Raw genomic sequence first — 21,693 nt, forward strand, 5'->3', positions numbered from 1 at the left:
CGACCTCGAGTGCGAAGACTCTTCAGCGCCCTCCTCGCCGCCGTGTTGTCGATCGCCGCCGCCATCGTGCTGGTGATCACGGCGCAGCCCGCGTCGGCCGCCACGCTGACCCGCGTGACCGGCTTCGGCACCAACCCCAGCAACCTGAACATGTACGCCTACGTCCCGGACCACGTCGCCGCCAAGCCGGCGCTGCTGGTCGCCCTCCACTACTGCACCGGCTCGGCCTCGGCGGTCTTCAACGGCTACGCCCGCGACTACGTCACCGCGGCCGACCAGTACGGGTACGTCATCGTGTTCCCGGAAGCCACGCGCAGCGGGCAGTGCTTCGACGTCTCGTCGCCGCAGGCCCTCACCCGCGGTGGCGGCAGCGACCCGGTCGGCATCCTGTCGATGGTCGACTACGCCAAGCAGCACTACAACGTCGACGCGTCGCGGGTCTTCGTCACCGGCTTCTCCTCCGGCGCGATGATGACGAACGTCCTGGCCGCGGAGTACCCGGACGTCTTCGCCGCCGGTTCCGCGTTCATGGGCGTGCCCGCCGGCTGCTTCGCGACCACCGACGGGTCGAGCTGGAACAGCCAGTGTTCGGGCGGCCAGCTCACCAAGACCGCGCAGCAGTGGGGCGACCAGGCCCGCCAGATGAGCGGCGGGCGGTCCGGCCCGTTCCCGCGGATGCAGCTGTGGCACGGCACCGCCGACGACACGCTGCGCTACCCGAACTTCGGTGAGGAGATCAAGCAGTGGACCAACCTGCGCGGGGTGAGCCAGACGCCGTCGTCGAGTGACGCGCCGCAGTCCGGCTGGACGCGCACCCGCTACGGCAGCACCGGCACGCAGGCGCCGGTCGAAGGGATCAGCGTCCAGGGCGCCGGGCACGTGCTGCCGCAGAACGGGATGGTGGCGTACGCGATCGCGTTCCTCGGCCTGGACAGCGGCGGTTCGACCACCACTTCTCCGACGCCGTCCGCCGGCACCACGCTGGGCAGCGCGGCGAGCGGGACCGGCCGCTACTTCGGTACGGCCGTTTCGGCGAGCAAGCTCTCGGACAGCGTCTACACCGGCATCCTGAGCCGCGAGTTCTCCATGATCACACCGGAGAACGAGATGAAGATCGACGCCACCGAGCCCTCGCAGAACCAGTTCTCCTACGGCAACGCCGACCGGATCGTCAGCCAGGCGAACGCACAGGGCGCCCGGATGCGCGGGCACACGCTGGCCTGGCACGGGCAGCAGCCCGGCTGGATGCAGGGCATGGAGGGATCCGGGCTGCGGTCGGCGATCCTGAACCACATCACCCAGGTCGCGACCCACTACCGCGGTCAGATCTACGCCTGGGACGTCGTCAACGAGGCCTTCGCGGACGGCAGTTCGGGCGCCCGGCGCGACTCGAACCTGCAGCGCACCGGCAACGACTGGATCGAGGCGGCGTTCCGCGCCGCACGAGCGGCCGATCCGAACGCGAAGCTCTGCTACAACGACTACAACACCGACGACTGGAACCAGGCGAAGACCCAGGGCGTGTACCGCATGGTCCAGGACTTCAAGTCCCGCGGCGTGCCGATCGACTGCGTCGGCTTCCAGTCGCACTTCAACAGCAACAGCCCGGTGCCGTCGAGCTACCAGACCACGCTGCAGAGCTTCGCGAACCTCGGCGTGGACGTGCAGATCACCGAGCTGGACATCGAGGGGTCGGGCACCACGCAGGCGAACAACTTCCGCACAGTCACGAACGCCTGTCTCGCGGTGGCGCGCTGCACCGGGATGACCGTGTGGGGCATCCGCGACACGGACTCGTGGCGGGCGTCCGGTACGCCCCTGCTGTTCGACGGCAACGGCCAGAAGAAGGCCGCCTACACCGCGGTGCTCGACGCGCTGAACGGCGGTACGACCCCGACGCCGACCACCACGCCGACAACCCCCACGACGCCGACGACGCCCACGACCACCACGCCGACGCCGGGTGGCTGCACCGGGACGTACCTCAAGACGGCGGAGTGGAACGTCGGCTTCAACGGCCAGGTCACGGTGACCGGCTCGAACAGCTGGGTGCTCACGATCACCTTCCACGAGCCCCAGAAGGTCATCGGCAGCTGGAACTACACCGGGACGTACGACAGCACCGGTTACGTGCTGACCGCGCGGCCCAACGGGAGCGGCAACGTCATCGGGTTCACCGTGCAGCACGGCGGGAACCTGACCGACCCGACCGTGACCTGCTCGGCGGGCTAGAAGAGCCGGCCGACCTCGTCCGCGGGCGGTTCCTCCAGGCTGAGGAGGAACCGCTTGCGGGTGAGGCCGCCGGCGTACCCGGTCAGGCCGCCGCTGGTGCCGACCACGCGGTGGCAGGGCACGATGACGCTGATCGGGTTCCAGCCGTTGGCGTTCCCGACGGCCTGCGCGGCGCCGGGGTCGCCCAGCTCGGCGGCCAACTGCCCGTACGTGCGGGTTTCGCCGTACGGGATCTTCGTCAGCATCGCCCAGACCTGCTTCTCGAACGCCGAGCCGCGCGGCGCGAGCTCGAGGTCGAACTCGCGCCGCGTGCCCGCGAAGTACTCGCCGAGCTGCTGCTGCGCCGCCTCGAAGCCGTCGTCGTCCCGGGGACCGAGGTCGGTGAGGCGGGGCGTCCGGAGGTGGCCGTCGAAGTAGAGCCCGGCCAGCGCCTCGCCGTCGCCGACCAGGGTCAGCGGTCCGATCGGTGACGCGATGACGGCGTGTTTCATGGCGTCCAGCCTACGGGTCAGCCTTGGCTGGTCTTCACCGAGAGCGAGTCGACGCTCATCTCCGCGCCGGGCGTGATGTCCGCACTGGGGGAGGTGCAACCGCAGACCTTGTTGGGGTAGGAGCCGCCGATCGCGACGTCGAAGATGACGAAGAAACCGTGGTCGACGGCGGCCTTCCAGGTCGCGTCCGACACCTGGTTCTGCTTCACCGCGAACGTCTGGTTTCCGTCGAGGTAGAACCGCAGCTCTTCGGCCGCGGCGTCGCGACGGTCCACGATCACCGAATAGCTGTGGTAGCCCTCCTGGCAGCCCGCGCAGTCCTGCAGGTCGCTGGTGATGCCGTCCGGGTCGTGGCACTCGCCCTGCCACTGTCCACAGTGGAAGGTGGTGGAGTGCTTGCTGAGCGCGTTGACGTCTTCCATGATGTCGAGCTCGCCGATGCTCGGCCAGTTCGTCGCGCCGACCGGGCGGGCGTCGGCGCCCATCGCCCAGAACGCCGGCCAGTAGCCGAGGCCGCTCGCGGGGGAGGGCTGCTTGAGCGTCGCGCTGATCTCCAGCTGGGCGCCTTCGGGCGCGGCGAAGTCGGTTCGCTGCGTTTCGATCCGGCCGGACGTCCAGTTGCCGGCGGCGTCGCGCAACGGCTTGATCGCGAGGTGACCGGCGCCGTCGTGGTAGACGTTGTCCGTCGAGTTCGTAGCCGTCTCGAGCTCGCCGGTGCCCCAGTTCGCCGCGCCGCCGGGATAGCCGGTTCCCGTGTCGTAGAGCCAGTCCTGGGCGTTCAGGCCGGTGCCGGCGGCGCCGTCGAAGTCGTCCTGGAAGACGGTGGTCCACTCGGCGTCGGCGTGCGCCGGGGCGGCGGTCAGGACGAAGGCGAAAGAGGCCAGCACGGCGGTGAGCCGCTTGACGGTGCGCATGGGGTCTCGCTTCCTGAGGGGAATGGGGTCGTCCACGACCTGCGAGGCCATCCACTGTCACCCTTCGCGCGCGCCCGGGTCAAGGCATGTGCCCGGAAGTACGCGGCACCCGGTACCCGTGGGCACTCCGCGCGGAGTCCCGTTTGGAATTCTTCTGCGCTGGGAAGCGCGCGGGCCGAGTGAGACGGTGGTCTGGACCTTCTTTCGAAGGGTTGCCAGGTAACGAAACCGGAGTCATAGTTTGTTGACGTCCACAACGAATACCTGCGAACCGCCCTCGGATGTCCTTTGTGGACTCCGCAATCCCTCTCCTCAACGTGGAGGACGCCATGATCTCCCGTCGCTCGTTCCTCAGCCTCACGGCGGCGACGCTCGCCACGGCCACCGCGCTGCCGCTGGCGCGGTCCGCCTACGCCGCGACGCCGGACACGTTCGGCCTCAAGCTGGTGAACAACTCGGGCTCCGGCACCGTGTACGCCTACGTCACCGGCACGACGCCGGACGGGCGACTGGTGCTGCTGCGTGCCGACGGTACGCCGTACTACCCGGACTCGCCGTCCGCGCCGACGACCCCGCTGCCGGAGGACTGCGCGATCCCGATCTCCTCGGGAGCGCAGGTTTCGGTGCCCAAGATGGGCGGCGCGCGCATCTACGTCGTCACGGACGCGAAGCTGGACTTCTTCCTCGACCCGGGGCCCAACCTGGTGCACCCGAGCTTCCTCAACTCCGGTGATGCGAACTTCGGGAAGAACTGGTCGTTCAGCGAGTTCACGTTCAACGACACGCAGCTGTTCGCCAACATCAGCTACGTCGACTTCGTGGGCATCCCGATGGGTCTTTCCCTGACCACGTCCGGATCCGGTACGTCGACGGTCAACGGACTGCCGGCGGGCGCGCTGGACCAGATCGCGTCGTCGCTCTCCTCTTTGGGCGGCGAGTGGGCGGGCCTGGTGCAGACGGGCGGCGGCGGCAACCTGCGCGTGCTGTCGCCGCACCACCACGCGTCCCAGTTCGGCGGGTACCTCGACGGCTACATCGACCAGGTGTGGCAGAAGTACGCGGGCACGGACCTGGTCGTGGACTCGCAGAACCCGGGCCTGGGCACGTTCACGGGCCGCGTCTCGGGCGACCAGCTGGTGTTCGGGGCCGAGTCCTTCGCCAAGCCGGCGACGGCGGACGTGTGGAGCTGCGACAGCGGCCCGTTCGCGCTGGCGGCCGGAGCGAGCGACGCGCGCAAGGCGATCGTCCCGCGCCTGGCGGCGGCGCTGAACCGGACGACGTTGCTGGACAACCCGAACCAGCCCACGGCGGAGGACCCGGCCCGCTTTTACGGAGGCGACACGACCAATCACTACGCGCGGATCGTCCACTCGAAACTGCCGGACAACAGGGGATACGCGTTCCCGTACGACGACGTGAGCCCAGGCCCGGACTTCAGCGGCGCGGTCTTCGCGGGCGACCCCCAGGTGCTGACGCTCACGGTCAACGCGGCGCACGGCTAGAGGCAGTGCGAAAACTGTCGGTGGTGACGGCTAGCCTCATGGCATGAACACGGACGACGCGACGGTCCCGGCGGACCAGCTGACCAAGGGCCAGTGGTTCTGGCACGAGCCGGCGCCGGGCCTGCCCGCGTGGCAGCTGCAGGTGACCTCGGCGGAGTTGCTGGAGGACTCCGTCGAGATCTTCACCACGGACGAGGAGAGGGAGCTGGTTTCGTACCCGCGGAACCGAATGGTGCGGCTGGCTCAGGCCGCTTGAGGGGGGAGTTTTGAGGGGGTTGTGACGTAGGGCACTCGGGCTTCCGCTCGCCGGCGTGGATGGCGGGTTTGAGCGGAGGCCTCGGTGGGCTCGGTCTTCGCTCGGTCGTGGGCGGCGCTGTGCACTGGCAGCCGCGGGGTTTGAGCAAGGCCGCGCGCGGCGGGATCTCGTTCCCCGCGTGGCCGGGCGCGCCGGGCGATGTGAATCGTCTGGACCGGACTCTCGTCCGCAGAGCGGTCGGGCTGACTGTTCCCGTCGCGTAAGAGTCGCTGGGTGCCAGGCAATGCGGATCGTCCAGACCGGACTCTTGTCCGCGACGCTGCCGAGTTGACCATGCGGGCGTGTTCCGTGGCGCAAGTGCCGCCGGGCGGTGCCGACCGTTCAGGCCCGGCCCTCGTCCCGCAGTGCCGCCGGGCGCCAGGTCATGCGGACCGTTGTCCCGTCGTCGCTCGTGTCGATGTCGGACTGGTCCGTCACCTTCTCGATCAGCAGCAGACCCCGGCCACCCGAGGTGCGCGGGCCTCGGCGGCGGGGGCGGGCCGGCGGGATTCCGCAGCCCGTGTCCGTCACCGTGACCGTCACCGCGTCGCCGGTGCGGGTTGCCTGGAGGCGGGCCCAGCCGTGGCCGTCCGGGTACGCGTGGGCCGCCACGTTCGCCAGCGCCTCGTACGTGGCCAGCGTGATGTCGTGCGTGCTTTCCGCGTCGAGCGGGAGCTCGCCCAGCCAGCGGGTCAGCTTGCGGCGCAGGTCCGCCACCTCGTTCGGCAGCGCGGGCGCCAGTTCTTCGAACGTCGCCGTGACCACCGCGCCGGCGCCGGTGCGCGCCGGGGGCGTGGTCCCGGTTCGGTCGGCGTCGGTGCGCTGACCCATATCGACGTCGGGTTCCGGGGTATGTCGATACACGATCCGCTCCCATCATCAGCCACGGTTTCCCCCGTGCTTCGGGCTTCTCTGGTGAGCTACCCAGCACGACGGAGTCTTACCCGTTGTGCTTTTCGTGACGTCGCGCTACCGTTGAGTCAGCACCTCGCGGATGTCGGCCCCTCGGCCGCCCGGAGGAAGCTTCCCGGATCAGGCCGCTCGGCCTCCTTCCTCATTTTCGGTTCCGCCGTTCGCGCGGGCCGGACCCTCATCAGGAGAACCCCATGTCTTTTCACGGAATCCTTGACCTGTCAGGAAAAACCCCCTTCGTCCGCACCGGCTACCGGCCGGCCCCGGACGACATCGCACTCCCGCTTTCCGTCGTCCGCAAGCACAAGCTGCGTCCCGGTGACGAAATCACCGGCACCGCCGAGGAAATCACCAGCGTCGACGGTGCCGACCCGGCAGAGCCCCGCCCGGACTTCGCCGACCTGGTTCCGGTGCACCCGGACCAGCGGCTGTTCCTCGAAACCACGCCGACGCGCCTGCTGCCGCGCGTGCTCGACCTCGTCACCCCGCTCGGCAAGGGCCAGCGCGCGCTGGTCGTTTCCCCGCCGAAGGCCGGGAAAACGACCGTGCTGCGGGAAATCGCCCACGGCATCGCGGTCAACCACCCGGAATGCCGGCTGATGGTGCTGCTCGCCGACGAGCGCCCGGAGGAGGTCACCGAGCTGCGCCGGACCGTGCGCGGCGAGGTGATCGCGTCCACATTCGACCGTCCGCCCGCCGAACACGTGGCGGTGGCGGAACTCGCCGTCGAGCGCGCGAAACGCCTGGTGGAGCGCGGCGAAGACGTAGTATTGCTCCTCGACTCGCTGACCCGCCTCGGCCGCGCGTACAACTTGTCGGCCCGCCCATCCGGCCGCACGCTGTCCGGCGGCGTCGACGCGGCGGCGTTGCAGCCGATGAAGCGCATCCTCGGCGCGGCCCGCAACCTCGAAGGCGGCGGATCCCTCACGATCGTCGCGTCGGCACTGGTGGAAACCGGTTCCCTGGCCGACACGGTGTTCTTCGAGGAGCTGAAGAGCACGGGCAACGCCGAGCTGAAACTCGACCGCAAGATGGCCGAGCGCCGCGTGTTCCCGGCGATCGACGTCGCCGCATCCGGCACCCGCCGCGAAGAACTCCTGGTCACCCCGGGCGAACTGGCCGCGATGCACGAGGTCCGCCGCGCACTGCCGGGCCCGCACGCGATCGAGCAGCTGCTCGACCAGCTCCGCAAGACGGGCTCCAACGCCGAGTTCCTGCTCCGCGTAACGGGCGCCGCACTGCCCGCCGCAGCCTGACCCGGCGCAGCGCTGCCTGACCCGGCGACGCACTGCACCGCGCCTGGCCTGGCGCTGTGCTGCCCACCGCGGCCTGACCCGGCGCTGCGCAGTCCGCCGCGGCCTGCCTGGCGCCGAGCTGCTCGCCGCAGTCTGACCCACCGCCGCGGCCTGCCCTGGCGCCGCGCTCGCCGCTGCAATCTGACCCAGCGCCGCGCTGCCTGCCACGGCCAGCCCCGGCGCTACCCACCGCCGCCTGACCCGGCGCCGCGCTCGCCGCTGCAGTCCGACTCAGCGCCGCGCTGCCGCCGCGGCCGGCCCCGGCGCTACCACCGCGGCCTGACCCGGCGCCGCGCTCCCCGCCGCAGTCTGACCCAGCGCCGCGCGGCCTGACCCACCGCCGAGCTGCCCGCGGCGACCTCACCGCGCGCACCGGTCACCAGCGCTGTCAAACCCTCAGCTGCCCCGCCCGGTGGTCTGCTGCAGCTCATCGATCCGTGCCGAGGCCTGAGCCTTCGTCAGCCCCTCCGGCACCTCTTCCCCGGCCTCCTGGGCCAGCGTCTGCAGATACGACTTCTGCGGCCCGGTCATCGGCTCGTCGCCGGTGGTCCAGTCGCTCGGGTCCTTCTCCGGGTTGGGCTCCACCTGATCCGTCATCACAGTCTCCATTCGAACGTCTGTTCGGGTCGACTCCGACCCTAGCGCAAGGGTCCGACAATCGCCGGTCACGGGCCCGGCGGGGTGCTCGGCGGGCCCGCCTCGTGGCCCGGCCGGCCGCGGGTCCGGCGCTCGTCCTTCATTCGCTGTTCCGGCACGTGGCGGCGGCCGTCGTTCAACGATTCCAGCAGCTCGCGGTGGAAGTCGCGGAATGTCCGGTAGTAGCCGTCGTCGTAGTCCTCGACGACCTGGAACGTCCACCGGTCGGGGACGACGTTGAGCCCGATGAGCTCCTCGGAGATCCGCCGTGCCCAGTCCGCGTGGCCGGCCTTCTCCAGTGCCTCGACGGCCTCGTCGAGCACGAGGTCCGCGTTGCCCGTCAGCTGGTGGAACGTGTAGAGGTGGCCCCGCGCGCGTTCGACCGTCTCGAACGCTTCGATGACCTTGCCCACCGCCGTGATCGTGGCGGCGTCGTAGTTGTCGACCATAGAACGGAAGGTGCCCCGTCCCGGGCGTTCTACACCTCCCGGAACAGGGCATTGACGAATGAGCGTCAGGCCGTCGGCCGCGTCGCTCCCGCGTACTCCTTCAGCAGCGGCGAGATCTTGACGACGTCGCCGCTCGTCGGCGCGTGCACCATCTTGCCGTCGCCGATGTACATCCCGATGTGGGACACAGGGGAGTAGTAGGCGACCAGGTCGCCCGGCTGCAGCTGGTCGCGCGGCACCGACGTGCCGAAGCCCGCCTGCGCCGACGACGTGCGGGGCAGCGTGATGCCGGCCTGCTTGTAGGCCCACTGCATCAGGCCGGAGCAGTCGAACGTGCTCGGGCCGGTGGCGCCGTAGACGTAGGCGCTGCCGAGCTTGCTCAGTGCCGCGTCCACCGCCTTCTGCGCGGCCGCGGTGGCCGCCTTGACGGTCGGGGCCTTGCCGCCGGTGTCCTTCTGGGCGGTCTTGTCGGCGGTGCTGAGGGTCTTGCCCTGGGCCTCGATCTGGTCGATCTGGGCCTGGAGGTTCTTCTTCTTGCCCTCGATGTCCGACGCCAGCTTCGCCGCGGCGTCCCGGGCGTCGGTCGCCCGCTTCGCCGCGTCGGTCGCCGCCTTCTCGGCTTCGGTGGCCTTCGCGGCCGCGCCGCTGAGGTTGCCCATCGCGGCGTTCTTGTCGGTCGCGATGACCTCGAGGGCCGCCGAGCGGTCCAGGAAGTCCTGCGTCGACGTGCCGGCCAGCAGCGCCGACAGCTTGTTCAGCTGGACGCCGCTGGTGAACGACGCGCCGGCGAACTTGTCCACCTGGCCCTGGTACTTCTGCTTGGCCTCGATGGCCTGCGCGCCGGAGTCCTTGGCGGCGGTGACGTCGGCGTTGGCCTTGTCGAGTTCTCCCTGCTTCGCGGTGAGGTCGTCCTTCGCCTTGAGCAGGTCTTCGTTGAGCTTCTCCGCCTGGGCCGAGAGGTCGCGGTACTTCGCGAGGGCGTCGGACCCGGTGGGCGGGGCCTGGAGGACGGGGATGGGGGCGGCGGTGGCCGTCGGCTGGGCCATGGTGATGACAGTGATCACCGAGGCCGCGGCGAGGGCACCTGACACCACGCGCTTGACGGGATGCGAACGCATTCTCGCGCGGGTCTCCTTTGCTTATCGGCCGCCGTCGGGCACCGGGGGCGAGTCGGGGGCCTCGCCCGTGTCCGGCGCGTGCTCGACCGCAACAGGAAGAGCACGCGGTGGGGTCCGGTACCCAGCAGGGGGTATCGGCGGCGATCTCGCGTCGCCGTCTCATCGACGACCGGGGGCCGCGAGATCTCGAACAGGTTACGAAACGAGCACGGCAACGTCCAGGGGCCCCCTCTGAGAACTCTCCGTGACGGTGAGAAACACGGCTGGACCAGTGGTAACCGGATTGACTGTGACCGGGATTACATGTCGTCGTCGCACTTGCTTACCCTACCCCCCTAGGGTATCCATGAGTCATGGCAGACACGACCTACACCGTCACGGGCATGACGTGCGGCCACTGCGCCCGCTCGGTCGAAGAGGAGATCCGCGGACTCGGGGGCGTCACCGGAGTCACCGTCGAGCTGGCCACCGGCGCGGTGACCGTCAGCAGCAGCGAAGACCTTTCCGTCGCCGACGTGCGCGGCGCGGTCGAAGAAGCGGGGTACCGGCTGACATGAACACCGCAGCGAAGCTCTCCGCCTACGGTGCGGCACTCGCCCTGGTCGCCGTCGGCGCCTGGGTGGCCGGCACCGCCGTCGGTCCCTTCCCCGGCGCGGCCGGGGGGCACGGCGGCGAGGACGCCGTGCACGGGGACGTCCACGGCGGCACCGTCGCGGAGGCCGCGAACCACCAGCCCGGCGGGCTGGCGTCGGCCGCGGGCGGCTACACCCTCACGCCCACCGGCACGACGCTCACCCCGGGCACCACGACGAACTTCACCTTCAGGATCACCGGCCCGGACGGCGCCCCGGTGACCGCCTACGACGTCGAGCACGAGAAGCGGATGCACTTCATCGTCGTTCGCCGCGACACCAGCGGCTACCGACACCTGCACCCCGGCCTCGGCGCCGACGGCACGTGGAGCGTGCCGATCACCGTCGCCGGCGCGGGCAGCTACCGCGCCTTCGCCGACTTCACGCCCACCGGGGGACCGGCGCAGACGCTCGGCGTCGACCTCGTCGCGCCGGGCGATTTCCAGCCCGTCGAGCACCGCGAGTCGCGCGTCGCCGACGTCGACGGCTACCGCGTCCGGCTCGACGGCGACCTCGTTCCCGGCCGCTCGTCCCGCCTGACCGCGACGGTGACCGAGGACGGCCGGGACGTCACCGACCTGCAGCCCTACCTGGGCGCCTACGGCCACCTCGTCGCGCTGCGCGGCGGCGACCTGGGGTACCTGCACGTCCACCCGGACGGCCGCACGGGCGCGGCCGTGACGTTCATCGCCGAAGTGCCGTCGGCCGGCACCTACCGGATGTTCCTGGACTTCCGCCACGGCGACGTGGTCCGCACCGCCGAATTCACCGTGACCACCGGGGGAGGAGCGCACTCGTGACGCTGCAACTCGAAGCGAAGAACGTCGAACTCGCCATCACCGGCATGACCTGCGCGTCCTGCGCGGCGAGGATCGAACGCAAGCTCAACAAGCTGGACGGCGTCACGGCGACCGTCAACTACGCCACGGAGAAGGCGAAGGTCGTTTACGGCGGCGAGGTCGCTCCGCAGGACCTCGTCGCGCAGGTCGAAGCGGCCGGCTACGGCGCGGCGCTGCCCGAGGCCGAGCCGGAACTCCGACCAGACGACCCGATCCTGACGCTGCGGCAGAGGCTGGTCGGTTCCGCGGTGCTTTCGGTGCCCGTGATCGCCCTGGCGATGGTGCCCGCGTGGCAGTTCACCTACTGGCAGTGGATTTCGCTCGTCCTGGCCGCGCCGGTGCTGGTGTGGGGCGCGTGGCCGTTCCACCGCGCCGCGTTCGCCAACCTCCGCCACGGCGCCGCGACGATGGACACGCTGATCTCGATCGGCACCCTCGCCGCGTTCGGCTGGTCGGTCTACGCGCTGCTGTTCGGCAGCGCGGGCACGCCGGGCCTGAAGCACCCGTTCGAGCTCACCATCGAGCGCATGGCCGGGGACGGCGCCATCTACCTCGAGGTCGCCGCCGGCGTCACGACGTTCATCCTGGCCGGCCGCTACTTCGAGGTCCGTTCGAAGCGCCGCGCCGGCGCCGCGCTGCGGGCGTTGCTGGATCTGGGCGCTAAGGACGTCGCCGTCCTGCGCGACGGCGGCGAGCAGCGGATTCCCGTCGGCGACCTGGTCGTCGGCGACCGGTTCCTGGTGCGGCCGGGGGAGAAGGTCGCCACCGACGGCGTCGTCGAGGACGGCGGGTCCGCGATCGACGCGAGCCTGCTCACCGGCGAGAGCGTGCCGGTCGAGGTCGGGCCGGGCGACGCGGTCGCCGGGGCGACGGTCAACGCCGGCGGCCGGCTCGTCGTCCGCGCCACCCGCGTCGGCGCCGACACGCAGCTGGCCCAGACGGCCCGGCTGGTCGAGGCGGCGCAGACCGGCAAAGCCCGGGTCCAGCGGCTCGCGGACCGCGTTTCGGCGGTGTTCGTCCCGATCGTCATCGCGCTGGCCGTGGCGACGCTCGCCTTCTGGCTCGGCGCGGACGCGACGCCGTCGGCCGCGTTCACGGCCGCGGTCGCGGTGCTGATCATCGCCTGCCCGTGCGCGCTGGGCCTGGCGACGCCGACGGCGCTGCTGGTCGGCACCGGCCGCGGCGCGCAGCTCGGCATCCTCATCAAGGGGCCGGAAGTGCTGGAGTCGACCCGCCGCGTCGACACCGTCGTGCTCGACAAGACCGGCACCGTGACCACCGGCCGGATGACGCTGGTCGAGGGCGACGGCGAGGTCCTGCGGCTCGCGGGCGCCGTCGAAGCCGCGTCCGAGCACCCGGTGGCCCGGGCGATCGCGGACGCCGCCCGGGAGCGCTTCGGGACGCTGCCACCCGTGACGGACTTCCGCAGCACGCCGGGGCTGGGCGTCGAAGGCGTCGTCGAGGGACGCGCGGTGAGCATCGGCCGGGCCGCCGGCGGAAGCGCGCTGACCACGGTCGCCGTGACCTGGGACGGCGAGGTCCGCGGCACGCTGGCCGTGGCCGACACCGTCAAGCCGACGTCCGCCGAGGCGGTCCGCCGGCTGCGCGGGCTGGGCCTGACCCCGGTGCTGCTCACCGGCGACAACGCCGCGGTCGCGCGGGCGGTCGCGGCCGAGGTCGGCATCGAGCGCGTGATCGCCGAGGTGCTGCCGAAGGACAAGGCCGACGTCGTGCGCGGGTTGCAGGAGGACGGCAAGGTCGTCGCGATGGTCGGCGACGGCGTCAACGACGCGGCGGCGCTCGCCCAGGCCGACCTGGGCCTGGCGATGGGCACCGGCACGGACGTCGCGATCGAGGCGGCCGACCTGACGCTCGTCAGTGGCGACCTGCGCGCGGCGGCCGACGCGATCCGCCTGTCCCGCCGGACGCTGCGCACGATCAAGGGCAACCTGTTCTGGGCGTTCGCGTACAACGTCGCGGCGCTGCCGCTGGCCGCCGCGGGCCTGCTGAACCCGATGCTCGCCGGCGCGGCGATGGCGGTCAGCTCGGTCTTCGTCGTCACGAACAGCCTGCGTCTGCGACGGTTCGCGGCCGGGTGATTTGTACGGTCCTTGTACCGGGCCGGGTGATGCTGGGCGGGTAAGGATTCCGACCAGTGGAGGACAGGGATGTTCACGAAGGCCGCCGTGCTCACGGCACTCACCGCAGCGGCGTTCGCCGTGGCCGCACCGGCTCAGGCCGAGCCCGCGGCCACGACGGCGCTGCCCACGGCCAACATGGAGGCCGTGCTGAAGGCGGCCCAGATCGACCCCCGCCGCGCCGACGACACGCAGACCCCGGGAGCGCACGACAGCGTGCTGCTGGTGGAGCAGGCCCTGCAGGCGAAGGGCCTGCTGGCCGCGACGTACGTCGACGGGTACTTCGGCACCACGACGATCACGGCGTACTCGCAGTACCAGAAGTCGCTGGGGTACACCGGGATCGACGCGTCCGGCCTGCCGGGCAAGACATCGCTGGAGAAGCTGGGCGAGGGCCGGTACACGGTGACCGCCCCGGTGTCCGCGGGCAGCCGCATCGCCTACCGCGGGGTCACGACGAACACCCGCACCAAGGCGATGTTGTCGGCGGCCGAAGGGATCGCGGGCAGCACGGTCACCCTCACCCAGGGCGGCTACAACCCGGGCGGAGTGGACGCGTCGGCCGGCACCCACGACGGCGGCGGAGCGCTGGACATCTCGGTGTCCGGCATGTCGTCGACGACCCGCACGAAGCTGCTGACGGCGCTGCGCAAGGTCGGCTTCGCGGCGTGGTACCGCACCCCGGCGCAGGGCTTCGACTACCACATCCACGCCATGGCGATCTCCGACCCGGACCTTTCGTCGGGGGCTCAGCACCAGACCGGGGACTATTACCTGGGTATGAACGGGCTCGCCGGGCGCGGGGCCGACGACGGTCCCGCGGTCACCAAGGTCACGTGGGAGGAGTACCAGCGCGGCTGATCCCGCGGGTGTGGCTGTGCCGGGGCGCGGGATCGGACCGCGCCCCGGCACTGGCACACCCGGCCCGAGCGGTGGTTTGATCGAAGTACCAACAAACCTGGGGGTGCTCGATGGCCGGCAAGGCGTTCCGGTTCGGCGTGGTCGCCGCTGCGATGGAAGGCGGGGCGAAATGGCTGCGGACCGCTCGGCGGGCCGAGGAGCTCGGCTACTCCACCCTGCTCTGCCCCGACAACCTCAACCTGCCCACTCCGACCGCCGCGCTCGCGGCGGCCGCTGCCGTCACCACTGAGCTGCGCGTCGGGTCCTTTGTCCTCGCCAGCCCGCTGCGGACCGCTCGGGCCGCCGCCTGGGAGTCGCACAGCCTCTCCGTCGTCACCGGCAACCGGTTCGAACTCGGGCTCGGGACCGGCCTGCCCACCATGCGGCAGCAGGCCGAAGAGCTCGGCCTGCCCTACGGCTCGGGCCAGGAACGGCTCGACTCGATCTCCGAGACCGTCGACCACGTCCGCCGGCTCGATGGTGACGCTCACACCCCCGTCATGATCGCCGCCGGTGGGCCGAAGGCCCGGCGTCTCGCCGCGGCGAAAGCCGACATCGTCACTCTTGCCGGTGGGGTGCTGACCACCCGGGACGAGATGGCCTCCTACGTCGCGGAGATCCGGGCCGCCGCCGGGGATCGCGATATCGAGCTCGGGCTGAACATCTTCGTCGTCGGTGAGCAGGTGCCGCCGTGGATTCGGGGCTTCATCGGGGTCGATGCCGAGACGCTCATCGAGCACGACTCGCTCACCATGCTCCGCGGCAGCGTCGACGACATGGCCGCCGAGCTGGAACGGCGGCGCGACGAACTGGGCGTCTCCTACGTCAGCGTCAACAGCGCCTTCATCGAGGAGTTCGCGCCGCTGGTGGAGCGGCTGTCGGGGAAGTGAGCGTCGCCGGGTCGGTGTTCGCGCCGCACAGAAGGACCGCGACGCGTTCGCCCGGCTCCGGGCGGTAAGCGCCGGCCAGCAGCGCCGCGTATGCCGTCGCTCCGCCGGGCTCCACCGCCAGACGGTAGCGGTCCCACAAGGCCGTCCGGGCGGCGACGATCGCCGCGTCGTCCACCAGCACCGAGCCCACACGAGTGCGGGTGGCGACCGCGAACGCGATCTCGCCGAGCCGCGACGCGCCCAGGGAGTCGGCGGCGATGCCGGACACCTCCACCGAGACCGGTGAGCCCGCCGCCAGCGCCGCGTGCAGCGTCGGGGCCGTGCGCGGTTCGACGCCGACCACGCGGGCCCGGCCTTCGACCGCCGCCGCGATGCCGGCCAGCAGCCCGCCGCCGCCGACCGCCACCAGGATCGTGTCCAGCGCTTCGACGTCGGCCAGGAGCTCGAGGCCCACCGTGCCCTGGCCGGCGCAGATCTCCGGCTGGTCATACGCGTGGCAGAAGAGCGCGCCGCGGTCCGCCGCGTCCTTCACCGCCGCGTCGTACGCGTCCGCGTACTTGTCGCCGACCAGCTCGACGGCCGCCCCCAGCTGCCGCAGCTTCGCCACTTTGACCGCCGGCGCGGTCACCGGGACGTAGACCCGCGCGGCCACGCCGAACTCCCGGGCGGCGTGGGCGACGGCGAGTCCCGCGTTGCCGCCCGACGCGGCCACCACCCCGGCCGCCGACAGCTCGCCCGCGGCGATGATCCGGTTGAAGGCGCCGCGGGCCTTGAACGACCCGGTGTGCTGCAGGTGCTCGAGCTTGAACCACACGCCGTCGTCGCTGAACACCGGCGTCCGGCGGACGTGACCCTCGATCCGCGCGGCGGCCCGCTCGACATCCGAAATGCTGATCATGCGCACCAGCATGCGCGCGGACCGCCGTAAGCACCAGCGACGTCTCCTATGCTGGCGTTAGCGACGCTTACGGCTGGAGGCTCCCGTGCTCGACGCTCACCGCCTGGCCCTGCTCGCCGAGGTCGCGCACGCCGGGTCCATCGCCGGCGCGGCCCAGCGACTGTCCTTCACGCCGTCCGCCGTCTCGCAGCAGCTGGGCAAGCTCGAACGCGACGTCGGCGCGCCCCTGCTGCACCGCAACCCGCGCGGTGTCACGCTCACGCCGGTCGGGGAGGCGCTGCTGACCCACGCGGAGACCATCGTCGGGGAGCTGCGCACCGCCGAACGGACCGTCCGCGCCCTGCTCGACGAGGAACCGGCCCAGCTCGCCGTCGGCACGTTCGCCAGCGCCGGCATGACGCTCGTGCCCGCCGCGCTCGCCGGGTTCCGCCGCGACCACCCCGCGGTCGCGCTGCGGCTGCTGGACCTCGAACCGCCCGACGGGTACGGGCTGGTCAGCTCGCGCGACCTCGACCTGCTGATCACCCACCGCTACCCCGGCGCGCCGCTGCCCGACCCGCGCGGGCTGACGCGGACGCTGCTGCGCTCGGAAAGGTTCCGGCTGATCCTCCCCGAGGGCCACCCGCAAGCCCGCGTCCGCCGGCTCACGCTGCGGGCGCTGGCCGGGGAGAACTGGATCTCCGGCAGTCCGGGCGTGCCCAACCGCGGCTGCCTCGAGCAGCTCGCCGACGCCGCCGGGGTCACCCTCACCGTGGCCTACGAAACCCGGGACTACCAGGTGATCCTGGCACTGGTCGAAGCCGGCCTGGGGGTCGCGTTCGTGCCGGAGAGCGTGCTCGCCCGGATGGGCCCGGCGCGGATCGAGGTCCGCGACGCCGCCGACGCCCAGCCCGCACGGGACGTCTTCCTGGTGCATCACCGGCGCCCGGGGAAGCTGGTGACCGAGATGGTCGAGCGGCTCAGTCCACAGTAGACGCCCGGGCGGAGAACCGCGCCGAGGCGGCCCTCAGCGCGTCCAGGCAGGCGCGCACCGCGCCGTGGTCCTCTTCGCCCGCCCGGCAGATCGCGTAGATCGTCCGGGTCAGCGCCGGGCGCGTCGCGAGGATCCGGACGCCCTCCGGCTGCGGCTCGCGGGCCAGGCGGGGCACCAGCGCCGCGCCGACGTTGCCCGCCACCAGCGCCAGCTGCGTCGGGTAGCCGCCGACCGTGCAGCTGATCCGCGGCTCCAGCCGTTGCTTGCGCAGCACCTGCACCAGCCACTCGTAGCAGCCGGACCCCAGGCTCCAGCCGATCCACGGCAGGTCGTCCACTTCGGACAGGTCGACCGTCTTGCGGTGCGCGAGGCGGTGGCCGGCGGGCAGGGCGAGGTCCGCGACGTCGGAGAACAACGCGATCCGCGTCGTCGACGGCGGGAGCACCGTCGGCCGGTCTTCCCAGCTCTCCAAGACCGCGACGTCGAGGTCGCCGGCCAGCACGCGGGGCATCGTCTGCTCCGCCTCGCCCTCGTGCAGCGTCACCGCCAGCCGGGGGTGCTGCGCGGCGAGCGTCGCCAGCGCGGGCGGCAGGAGCGCGTGCACCGTCGTCGGGATCGCGCCGACCCGCAGCGGCCCGATGACGTCCTCGCGCAGCAGTTCCAGGTCGGCCTTCGCCTCGGCGACCTGCGCCAGGATCCGCTCGGCGTGCCCGGCCAGCACCTGGCCCGCCTTCGTCAGCCGGACGCCCCGGCCGCGCGGCTCCAGCAGCCGCTGCCCGGCTTCCTTCTCCAGCTTCGCCAGCTGCTGCGACACCCCCGACGGCGTGACGTGCAGCGACGCGGCCGCCGCGGCGACCGAGCCGTGCGTGGCGACCGCGTGCAGCGCGCGCATCCGCTCGATTCCCAACACGGTAGAAATGCTACCGAATTCCACGCAGAAACATTCGCTTGTCCTTGACAGTCGTGACCCGCAGGCTGGAACCGTGACCACGACCGCGCCCCGCCCCACGACCACCCCCGCGCCGTTCACGGAGCGTTTCGACCCGCGGCTGCTCGCGACGCTCGGCAGCTTCTGCATCTCCCTGTCGTCGGTCTTCATCAAGGTCTCGCACGCCAGCGGCAGCACGAGCGCGTTCTGGCGCTGCCTGCTGGCATTGCCGGTGCTGGTCGCGCTCGCCGTGCGGGAACGGCGGAAGTCCGGCCCGGCGCCCCGCGTACTGCTCCCGCTGCTGGCCGGCACCGGTCTCGGCCTGGACTTCGTGCTGTGGGGTGAGGCCATCCCGCGGATCGGCGCCGGCATCGCGACGGTGCTGCTCGCCGTCCAGGTGATCATCGTGCCGCTGCTGGCGTTCGCGTTCCTGCGGGAACGCCCGGCGAAGCGGTTCGTCCTCGCCGTGCCCGTGCTGCTGGGCGGCGTCGTGCTGGCCGGCGGGTTCGCCGGCGGCGGCTCGTTCGGCCCGGACCCGGTCACCGGCGCCGTCGCGGCGATGCTCGCCGGTGCGGGGTACGCCGTCTACCTCTTCCTGATCCGGCTCAGCGGCGGTGCGGGCGCGCAGGCGCAGTCCCTGGTGCTGGCGACGATCTCCGCCGGGGTCGTCGCCGTCGTGCTCGGCCTCCCGACCGGTACGCTCGACCTGAGCCCGAGCCCGGCGACGTTCGGCTGGCTCGTCGCACTCGCCGTGGTGGGTCAGCTGATCGGCTGGATTCTCATCTCCGCCGCGCTGCCCCGGATGTCGGCCACCACCGGCGCGACGCTGATGCTGCTGCAGCCGGTCGGCGCGGTGCTCCTGGGCATCGGCCTGCTGGGGGAGACGCCGAGCGTGCCGCAGCTCGTGGGCTGTGCGAGCGTGGTCGCCGCGGTCTGCTTCGCCGGGCGGACCCGCCGCGGAGGATCTGCGGGCCGGGACCGTCGCGGCTAACGTCGCCGGTATGCGTGTACTGGTGGCCGGGGCTTCGGGGTTCGTCGGCGGCCGGTTGTGCCCGGCGCTGGAAGAAGCGGGGCACGACGTCCTCGCGATGACGCGGCACCCGGCGAAGTACGACGGCGCCGGGACGCCGGTCCGCGGCGACGTCGCCGATGTCGGTTCCCTGCGGGACGCGCTCAAGGGCGCCGAAGCCGCGTACTACCTGGTGCACTCGCTCGACAGCGCGGACTTCAAGCGCCGCGACGCCGACGCCGCCCGCGCGTTCGCCCGGGCGGCGTCGGACGTCGGCCTGAGCCGGATCGTCTACCTCGGCGGCCTCGGGGACGACGACGACACGCTTTCGGAGCACCTGCGCAGCCGGCGCGAGGTCGAGCGGCTGCTGGGGGAGACCGGCGTGCCGGTGACCGTGCTGCGCGCCGGGATCGTCATCGGGCACGGCGGGACGTCGTGGGAGCTGACCCGCCAGCTGGTCGAGCACCTGCCGGCGATGGTCACGCCGCGCTGGGTCGGCACGCGCACCCAGCCGATCGCGATCGCCGACGTCGTCCGCTACCTGGCCGGCGTGCTCGACCACCCGGAAGCGGCGGGGCGCACGTTCGACATCGGCGGGCCGGAGGTGCTGGCCTACCGCGACATGCTGCAGCGGGTCGCGGCGATCGAGGGACGGCCGCTGGTGATCCTGCCGGTGCCGCTGCTCTCGCCCCGGCTCTCGTCGTACTGGCTTTCGCTGGTCACCGACATCGACGTCACCACCGGGCGGGCGCTGATCGACTCGATGACGAACGAGGTCGTCGTCCGCGACGACGCCATCCGCCGGATCGTCGAGTTCGAGCCGATGGGCTACGACGAAGCCGTGCTGCAGGCACTGGGCGAGCGGGCGAAGAGCCGGCGGCCCGCGTGAGGAAGAAGCTCCTCGCCGGGGTGACGGCCGCCGGGTCCGGCCTGCTCGGCGCGTCGCTGGCCAGCCGGCCGGGTTCGCGCCGGTTCCACGTCCTCACGGCGGCGGTCGCGGCGACCTGGTTCGCCGGCGCGGGGCCGGTGGAACGCGGTCGCCCGGACGTCGCTCAGCCGGTCCTCGCGGGGGCCGGCGCGTTCGGCGTGTTCTACGGCTGCGCGCTGGTGTCCCGCCGCATCCCGCCGCTGCGGCGCGCGATCGCCGGGGTGCTCTCCCACGCGCACCGCGGTTCGACCCCCTCGGTGGTGGCGACCACGCTGGTGACGGGCGCGGCGGAGGAGTTCTTCTTCCGCGGCGCGCTGTACGACGCGTTCGGCTCCCGCGGATCGACGGCGCTGTACGTCCTTTCGACGACGGCGACGCGAAACCCCGCGCTGGTACTGGCTTCGACGGTGATGGGCGCGCTCTTCGCCGTCCAGCGCGGCCGGTCCGGCGGGCTGCAGGCACCGGTGCTGACGCACGTGGTGTGGTCGGCGCTCATGCTGGCCTTCATGCCGCGCCTCTTCCCGCCGGATCAGAACGCTTCGTAGGCGGCCATCACCACGCCGAGACCCCGGTCGTACCCGTTTTCCCACAGGGTCTGGTTCATCACGTACGACACCACCAGGTGCTGGTCCGCGTCGACGAGGACCACCGAACCGCCCCAGCCGCCCCACGAGCACGTGTGCCCTTCCACGCGGAAGCCCATGCCGTAGCGCATCTTCGCGCCGAGGACGCGGTCCTCGCCGTGGAACTGCTCCTCGAAGACCCGCTCGGCGCCGGCCGGCGACAGCAGCCGGCCGCCACCGCAGGCCAGCACCGACTGCACGGCCGCGACCGAGCGGGCGTTGCCGTACCCGTTGACGGCGGGCAGTTCCGCGCGCCGCCAGGCTTCGGAGTACGAGTCCGACACCCCGATCAGGAACCCCGGCGGCCGGTCGCCCCGGGGGTCGGGGATCAGCGGCGCGACGCGGTGGTCGTGCTCGGCGGCCAGCCCGATGTGGAAGTCGGCGCCCAGCGGGCCGGCCACCTCCTCGGCGAAGAACGTGCCGAGGCTGCGCCCGGTGACGCGGCGGACGACTTCGCCGACCAGGAACCCGAAGGTCACCGAGTGATAGCCGCCCGCGGTGCCGGGTTCCCACGCGGGCGCCTGCGCGGCCAGCCGGGCCGTCACGGCCGGCCAGTCGAACAGGTCCTCGACGGCGATCGGTCCGTCGAAGTCCGGCAGGCCCGCGGTGTGCCCGAGCAGGTGCCGGACCAGCGTCTTTTCCTTGCCCGCGGCCGCGAACTCGGGCCAGTACTCGGCGACCGGCGCGTCGAGGTCGAGGTCGCCGCGGTCGGCGAGGACCAGCGCGCACACCGCGGTCATCGTCTTGGTGGTGGACCAGACGTTGGTGATGGTGTCGCGTTCCCATGCCACCGTGCGCGCGGTGTCGACGTACCCGCCCCACAGGTCGACGACGGGCTCGCCGTCCACGAACACGGCGACCGAGGCGCCCACGTCGTCGGTGTCCAGCGACGCCGCCAGGACGTCGCGCACCTTGCCGAACCGGTCTTCGCACGTTCCCCAGGTGTCAGCCACGGCGGCCAGCAAACTCCGTCCGGACGGGTCGCACCACTCATTTTAGTGGTGGAGAACCTTTGTCCGGAACGAGCCAGAACCGGGCGGAAAACTTCAAAACCGGCCGCGAGCTTCCTATGCTGGGACGAACCCCCGTGC

Annotated in this window: 22 protein-coding genes; 13 read left to right on the forward strand and 9 right to left on the reverse strand. The window is 71.7% G+C overall.

Annotated features, from left to right (window positions below; translation table 11 throughout):
- Window positions 1-9 precede the first annotated feature (9 nt).
- Complete coding sequence (locus ACZ7OU_RS47315) at window positions 10-2,232, forward strand: extracellular catalytic domain type 1 short-chain-length polyhydroxyalkanoate depolymerase (RefSeq protein WP_470260297.1); 2,223 nt, start codon at window positions 10-12, stop codon at window positions 2,230-2,232.
- On the opposite strand, the gene ACZ7OU_RS47320 is transcribed toward ACZ7OU_RS47315, so the two are convergent.
- Window positions 2,229-2,723, reverse strand: a complete 495-nt coding sequence (locus ACZ7OU_RS47320) for a methylated-DNA--[protein]-cysteine S-methyltransferase (RefSeq protein ID WP_470260298.1) — start codon at window positions 2,721-2,723, stop codon at window positions 2,229-2,231. The genes ACZ7OU_RS47315 and ACZ7OU_RS47320 overlap by 4 nt on opposite strands.
- Window positions 2,724-2,740: 17 nt before the next feature.
- A complete protein-coding gene (locus tag ACZ7OU_RS47325; protein WP_470260299.1) occupies window positions 2,741-3,637 on the reverse strand; it encodes a glycoside hydrolase family 16 protein in 897 nt (298 codons plus the stop codon).
- Window positions 3,638-3,966: 329 nt separating this feature from the next.
- Here ACZ7OU_RS47325 and ACZ7OU_RS47330 point away from each other — a divergent pair, with 329 nt between their 5' ends.
- Entirely contained in the window at window positions 3,967-5,139 is a 1,173-nt protein-coding gene (locus tag ACZ7OU_RS47330) for a glycoside hydrolase family 64 protein (protein ID WP_470260300.1), read from the forward strand.
- Between the two features lie 43 nt (window positions 5,140-5,182).
- A complete protein-coding gene (locus ACZ7OU_RS47335) occupies window positions 5,183-5,395 on the forward strand; it encodes a hypothetical protein (RefSeq protein WP_470243483.1) in 213 nt (70 codons plus the stop codon).
- Window positions 5,396-5,776: 381 nt separating this feature from the next.
- Here ACZ7OU_RS47335 and ACZ7OU_RS47340 read toward each other — a convergent pair whose 3' ends face one another.
- Window positions 5,777-6,298 (reverse strand): ATP-binding protein, encoded by a 522-nt coding sequence (locus ACZ7OU_RS47340; RefSeq protein WP_470260301.1) that lies wholly within the window; start codon window positions 6,296-6,298, stop codon window positions 5,777-5,779.
- A 242-nt stretch (window positions 6,299-6,540) separates the two neighbouring features.
- On the opposite strand from ACZ7OU_RS47340, the gene rho reads away from it, so the two are divergent.
- Window positions 6,541-7,602, forward strand: a complete 1,062-nt coding sequence (gene rho, locus ACZ7OU_RS47345; RefSeq protein WP_470260302.1) for a transcription termination factor Rho — start codon at window positions 6,541-6,543, stop codon at window positions 7,600-7,602.
- Window positions 7,603-8,037: 435 nt separating this feature from the next.
- Here rho and ACZ7OU_RS47350 read toward each other — a convergent pair whose 3' ends face one another.
- From ACZ7OU_RS47350 to ACZ7OU_RS47360, 3 genes are all read right to left on the reverse strand, one after another.
- On the reverse strand, window positions 8,038-8,238 hold the full coding sequence (locus ACZ7OU_RS47350) for a DUF3072 domain-containing protein (protein ID WP_470243480.1): 201 nt from the start codon (window positions 8,236-8,238) through the stop codon (window positions 8,038-8,040).
- A gap of 68 nt (window positions 8,239-8,306) precedes the next feature.
- A complete protein-coding gene (locus tag ACZ7OU_RS47355) occupies window positions 8,307-8,726 on the reverse strand; it encodes a hypothetical protein (protein ID WP_470260303.1) in 420 nt (139 codons plus the stop codon).
- A 65-nt stretch (window positions 8,727-8,791) separates the two neighbouring features.
- A complete protein-coding gene (locus ACZ7OU_RS47360) occupies window positions 8,792-9,844 on the reverse strand; it encodes a C40 family peptidase (protein ID WP_470243478.1) in 1,053 nt (350 codons plus the stop codon).
- Between the two features lie 353 nt (window positions 9,845-10,197).
- On the opposite strand from ACZ7OU_RS47360, the gene ACZ7OU_RS47365 reads away from it, so the two are divergent.
- From ACZ7OU_RS47365 to ACZ7OU_RS47385, 5 genes are all read left to right on the forward strand, one after another.
- The gene (locus ACZ7OU_RS47365) at window positions 10,198-10,401 is read left to right on the forward strand and encodes a heavy-metal-associated domain-containing protein (RefSeq protein WP_470260304.1); all 204 of its coding nucleotides are present in this window, start codon (window positions 10,198-10,200) and stop codon (window positions 10,399-10,401) included.
- On the forward strand, window positions 10,398-11,276 hold the full coding sequence (locus tag ACZ7OU_RS47370) for a hypothetical protein (RefSeq protein ID WP_470260305.1): 879 nt from the start codon (window positions 10,398-10,400) through the stop codon (window positions 11,274-11,276). The genes ACZ7OU_RS47365 and ACZ7OU_RS47370 overlap by 4 nt, the downstream gene beginning before the upstream one ends.
- Before the next feature lie 44 nt (window positions 11,277-11,320).
- On the forward strand, window positions 11,321-13,414 hold the full coding sequence (locus ACZ7OU_RS47375) for a heavy metal translocating P-type ATPase (RefSeq protein WP_470260579.1): 2,094 nt from the start codon (window positions 11,321-11,323) through the stop codon (window positions 13,412-13,414).
- Window positions 13,415-13,483: 69 nt separating this feature from the next.
- Complete coding sequence (locus tag ACZ7OU_RS47380; RefSeq protein WP_470260306.1) at window positions 13,484-14,314, forward strand: peptidoglycan-binding protein; 831 nt, start codon at window positions 13,484-13,486, stop codon at window positions 14,312-14,314.
- Between the two features lie 110 nt (window positions 14,315-14,424).
- Window positions 14,425-15,243, forward strand: a complete 819-nt coding sequence (locus ACZ7OU_RS47385) for an LLM class flavin-dependent oxidoreductase (protein ID WP_470260307.1) — start codon at window positions 14,425-14,427, stop codon at window positions 15,241-15,243.
- On the opposite strand, the gene ACZ7OU_RS47390 is transcribed toward ACZ7OU_RS47385, so the two are convergent.
- The gene (locus tag ACZ7OU_RS47390; RefSeq protein WP_470260308.1) at window positions 15,197-16,141 is read right to left on the reverse strand and encodes a threonine/serine dehydratase; all 945 of its coding nucleotides are present in this window, start codon (window positions 16,139-16,141) and stop codon (window positions 15,197-15,199) included. The two genes, ACZ7OU_RS47385 and ACZ7OU_RS47390, sit on opposite strands and share 47 nt — an antisense overlap.
- 85 nt (window positions 16,142-16,226) lie before the next feature.
- On the opposite strand from ACZ7OU_RS47390, the gene ACZ7OU_RS47395 reads away from it, so the two are divergent.
- Window positions 16,227-17,114: a LysR family transcriptional regulator gene (locus ACZ7OU_RS47395; RefSeq protein ID WP_470260309.1), complete on the forward strand. Its 888-nt coding sequence runs from the start codon at window positions 16,227-16,229 to the stop codon at window positions 17,112-17,114.
- Here ACZ7OU_RS47395 and ACZ7OU_RS47400 read toward each other — a convergent pair.
- Complete coding sequence (locus ACZ7OU_RS47400; protein ID WP_470260310.1) at window positions 17,101-18,024, reverse strand: LysR family transcriptional regulator; 924 nt, start codon at window positions 18,022-18,024, stop codon at window positions 17,101-17,103. The genes ACZ7OU_RS47395 and ACZ7OU_RS47400 overlap by 14 nt on opposite strands.
- A 73-nt stretch (window positions 18,025-18,097) precedes the next feature.
- Here ACZ7OU_RS47400 and ACZ7OU_RS47405 point away from each other — a divergent pair, with 73 nt between their 5' ends.
- From ACZ7OU_RS47405 to ACZ7OU_RS47415, 3 genes are read left to right on the forward strand one after another with little or no spacing between them, the layout of a single operon-like run.
- Entirely contained in the window at window positions 18,098-19,033 is a 936-nt protein-coding gene (locus tag ACZ7OU_RS47405; RefSeq protein ID WP_470260311.1) for a DMT family transporter, read from the forward strand.
- 10 nt (window positions 19,034-19,043) lie between these two features.
- Complete coding sequence (locus ACZ7OU_RS47410; protein ID WP_470260312.1) at window positions 19,044-19,940, forward strand: NAD(P)H-binding protein; 897 nt, start codon at window positions 19,044-19,046, stop codon at window positions 19,938-19,940.
- Window positions 19,937-20,524: a lysostaphin resistance A-like protein gene (locus ACZ7OU_RS47415; RefSeq protein WP_470260313.1), complete on the forward strand. Its 588-nt coding sequence runs from the start codon at window positions 19,937-19,939 to the stop codon at window positions 20,522-20,524. The genes ACZ7OU_RS47410 and ACZ7OU_RS47415 overlap by 4 nt, the downstream gene beginning before the upstream one ends.
- On the opposite strand, the gene ACZ7OU_RS47420 is transcribed toward ACZ7OU_RS47415, so the two are convergent.
- Window positions 20,509-21,555, reverse strand: coding sequence for a serine hydrolase domain-containing protein (locus ACZ7OU_RS47420; RefSeq protein ID WP_470260314.1), 1,047 nt, complete (start codon window positions 21,553-21,555; stop codon window positions 20,509-20,511). The two genes, ACZ7OU_RS47415 and ACZ7OU_RS47420, sit on opposite strands and share 16 nt — an antisense overlap.
- Window positions 21,556-21,693: the final 138 nt, after the last annotated feature.

The organism is Amycolatopsis sp. NPDC114505 (assembly GCF_055633615.1).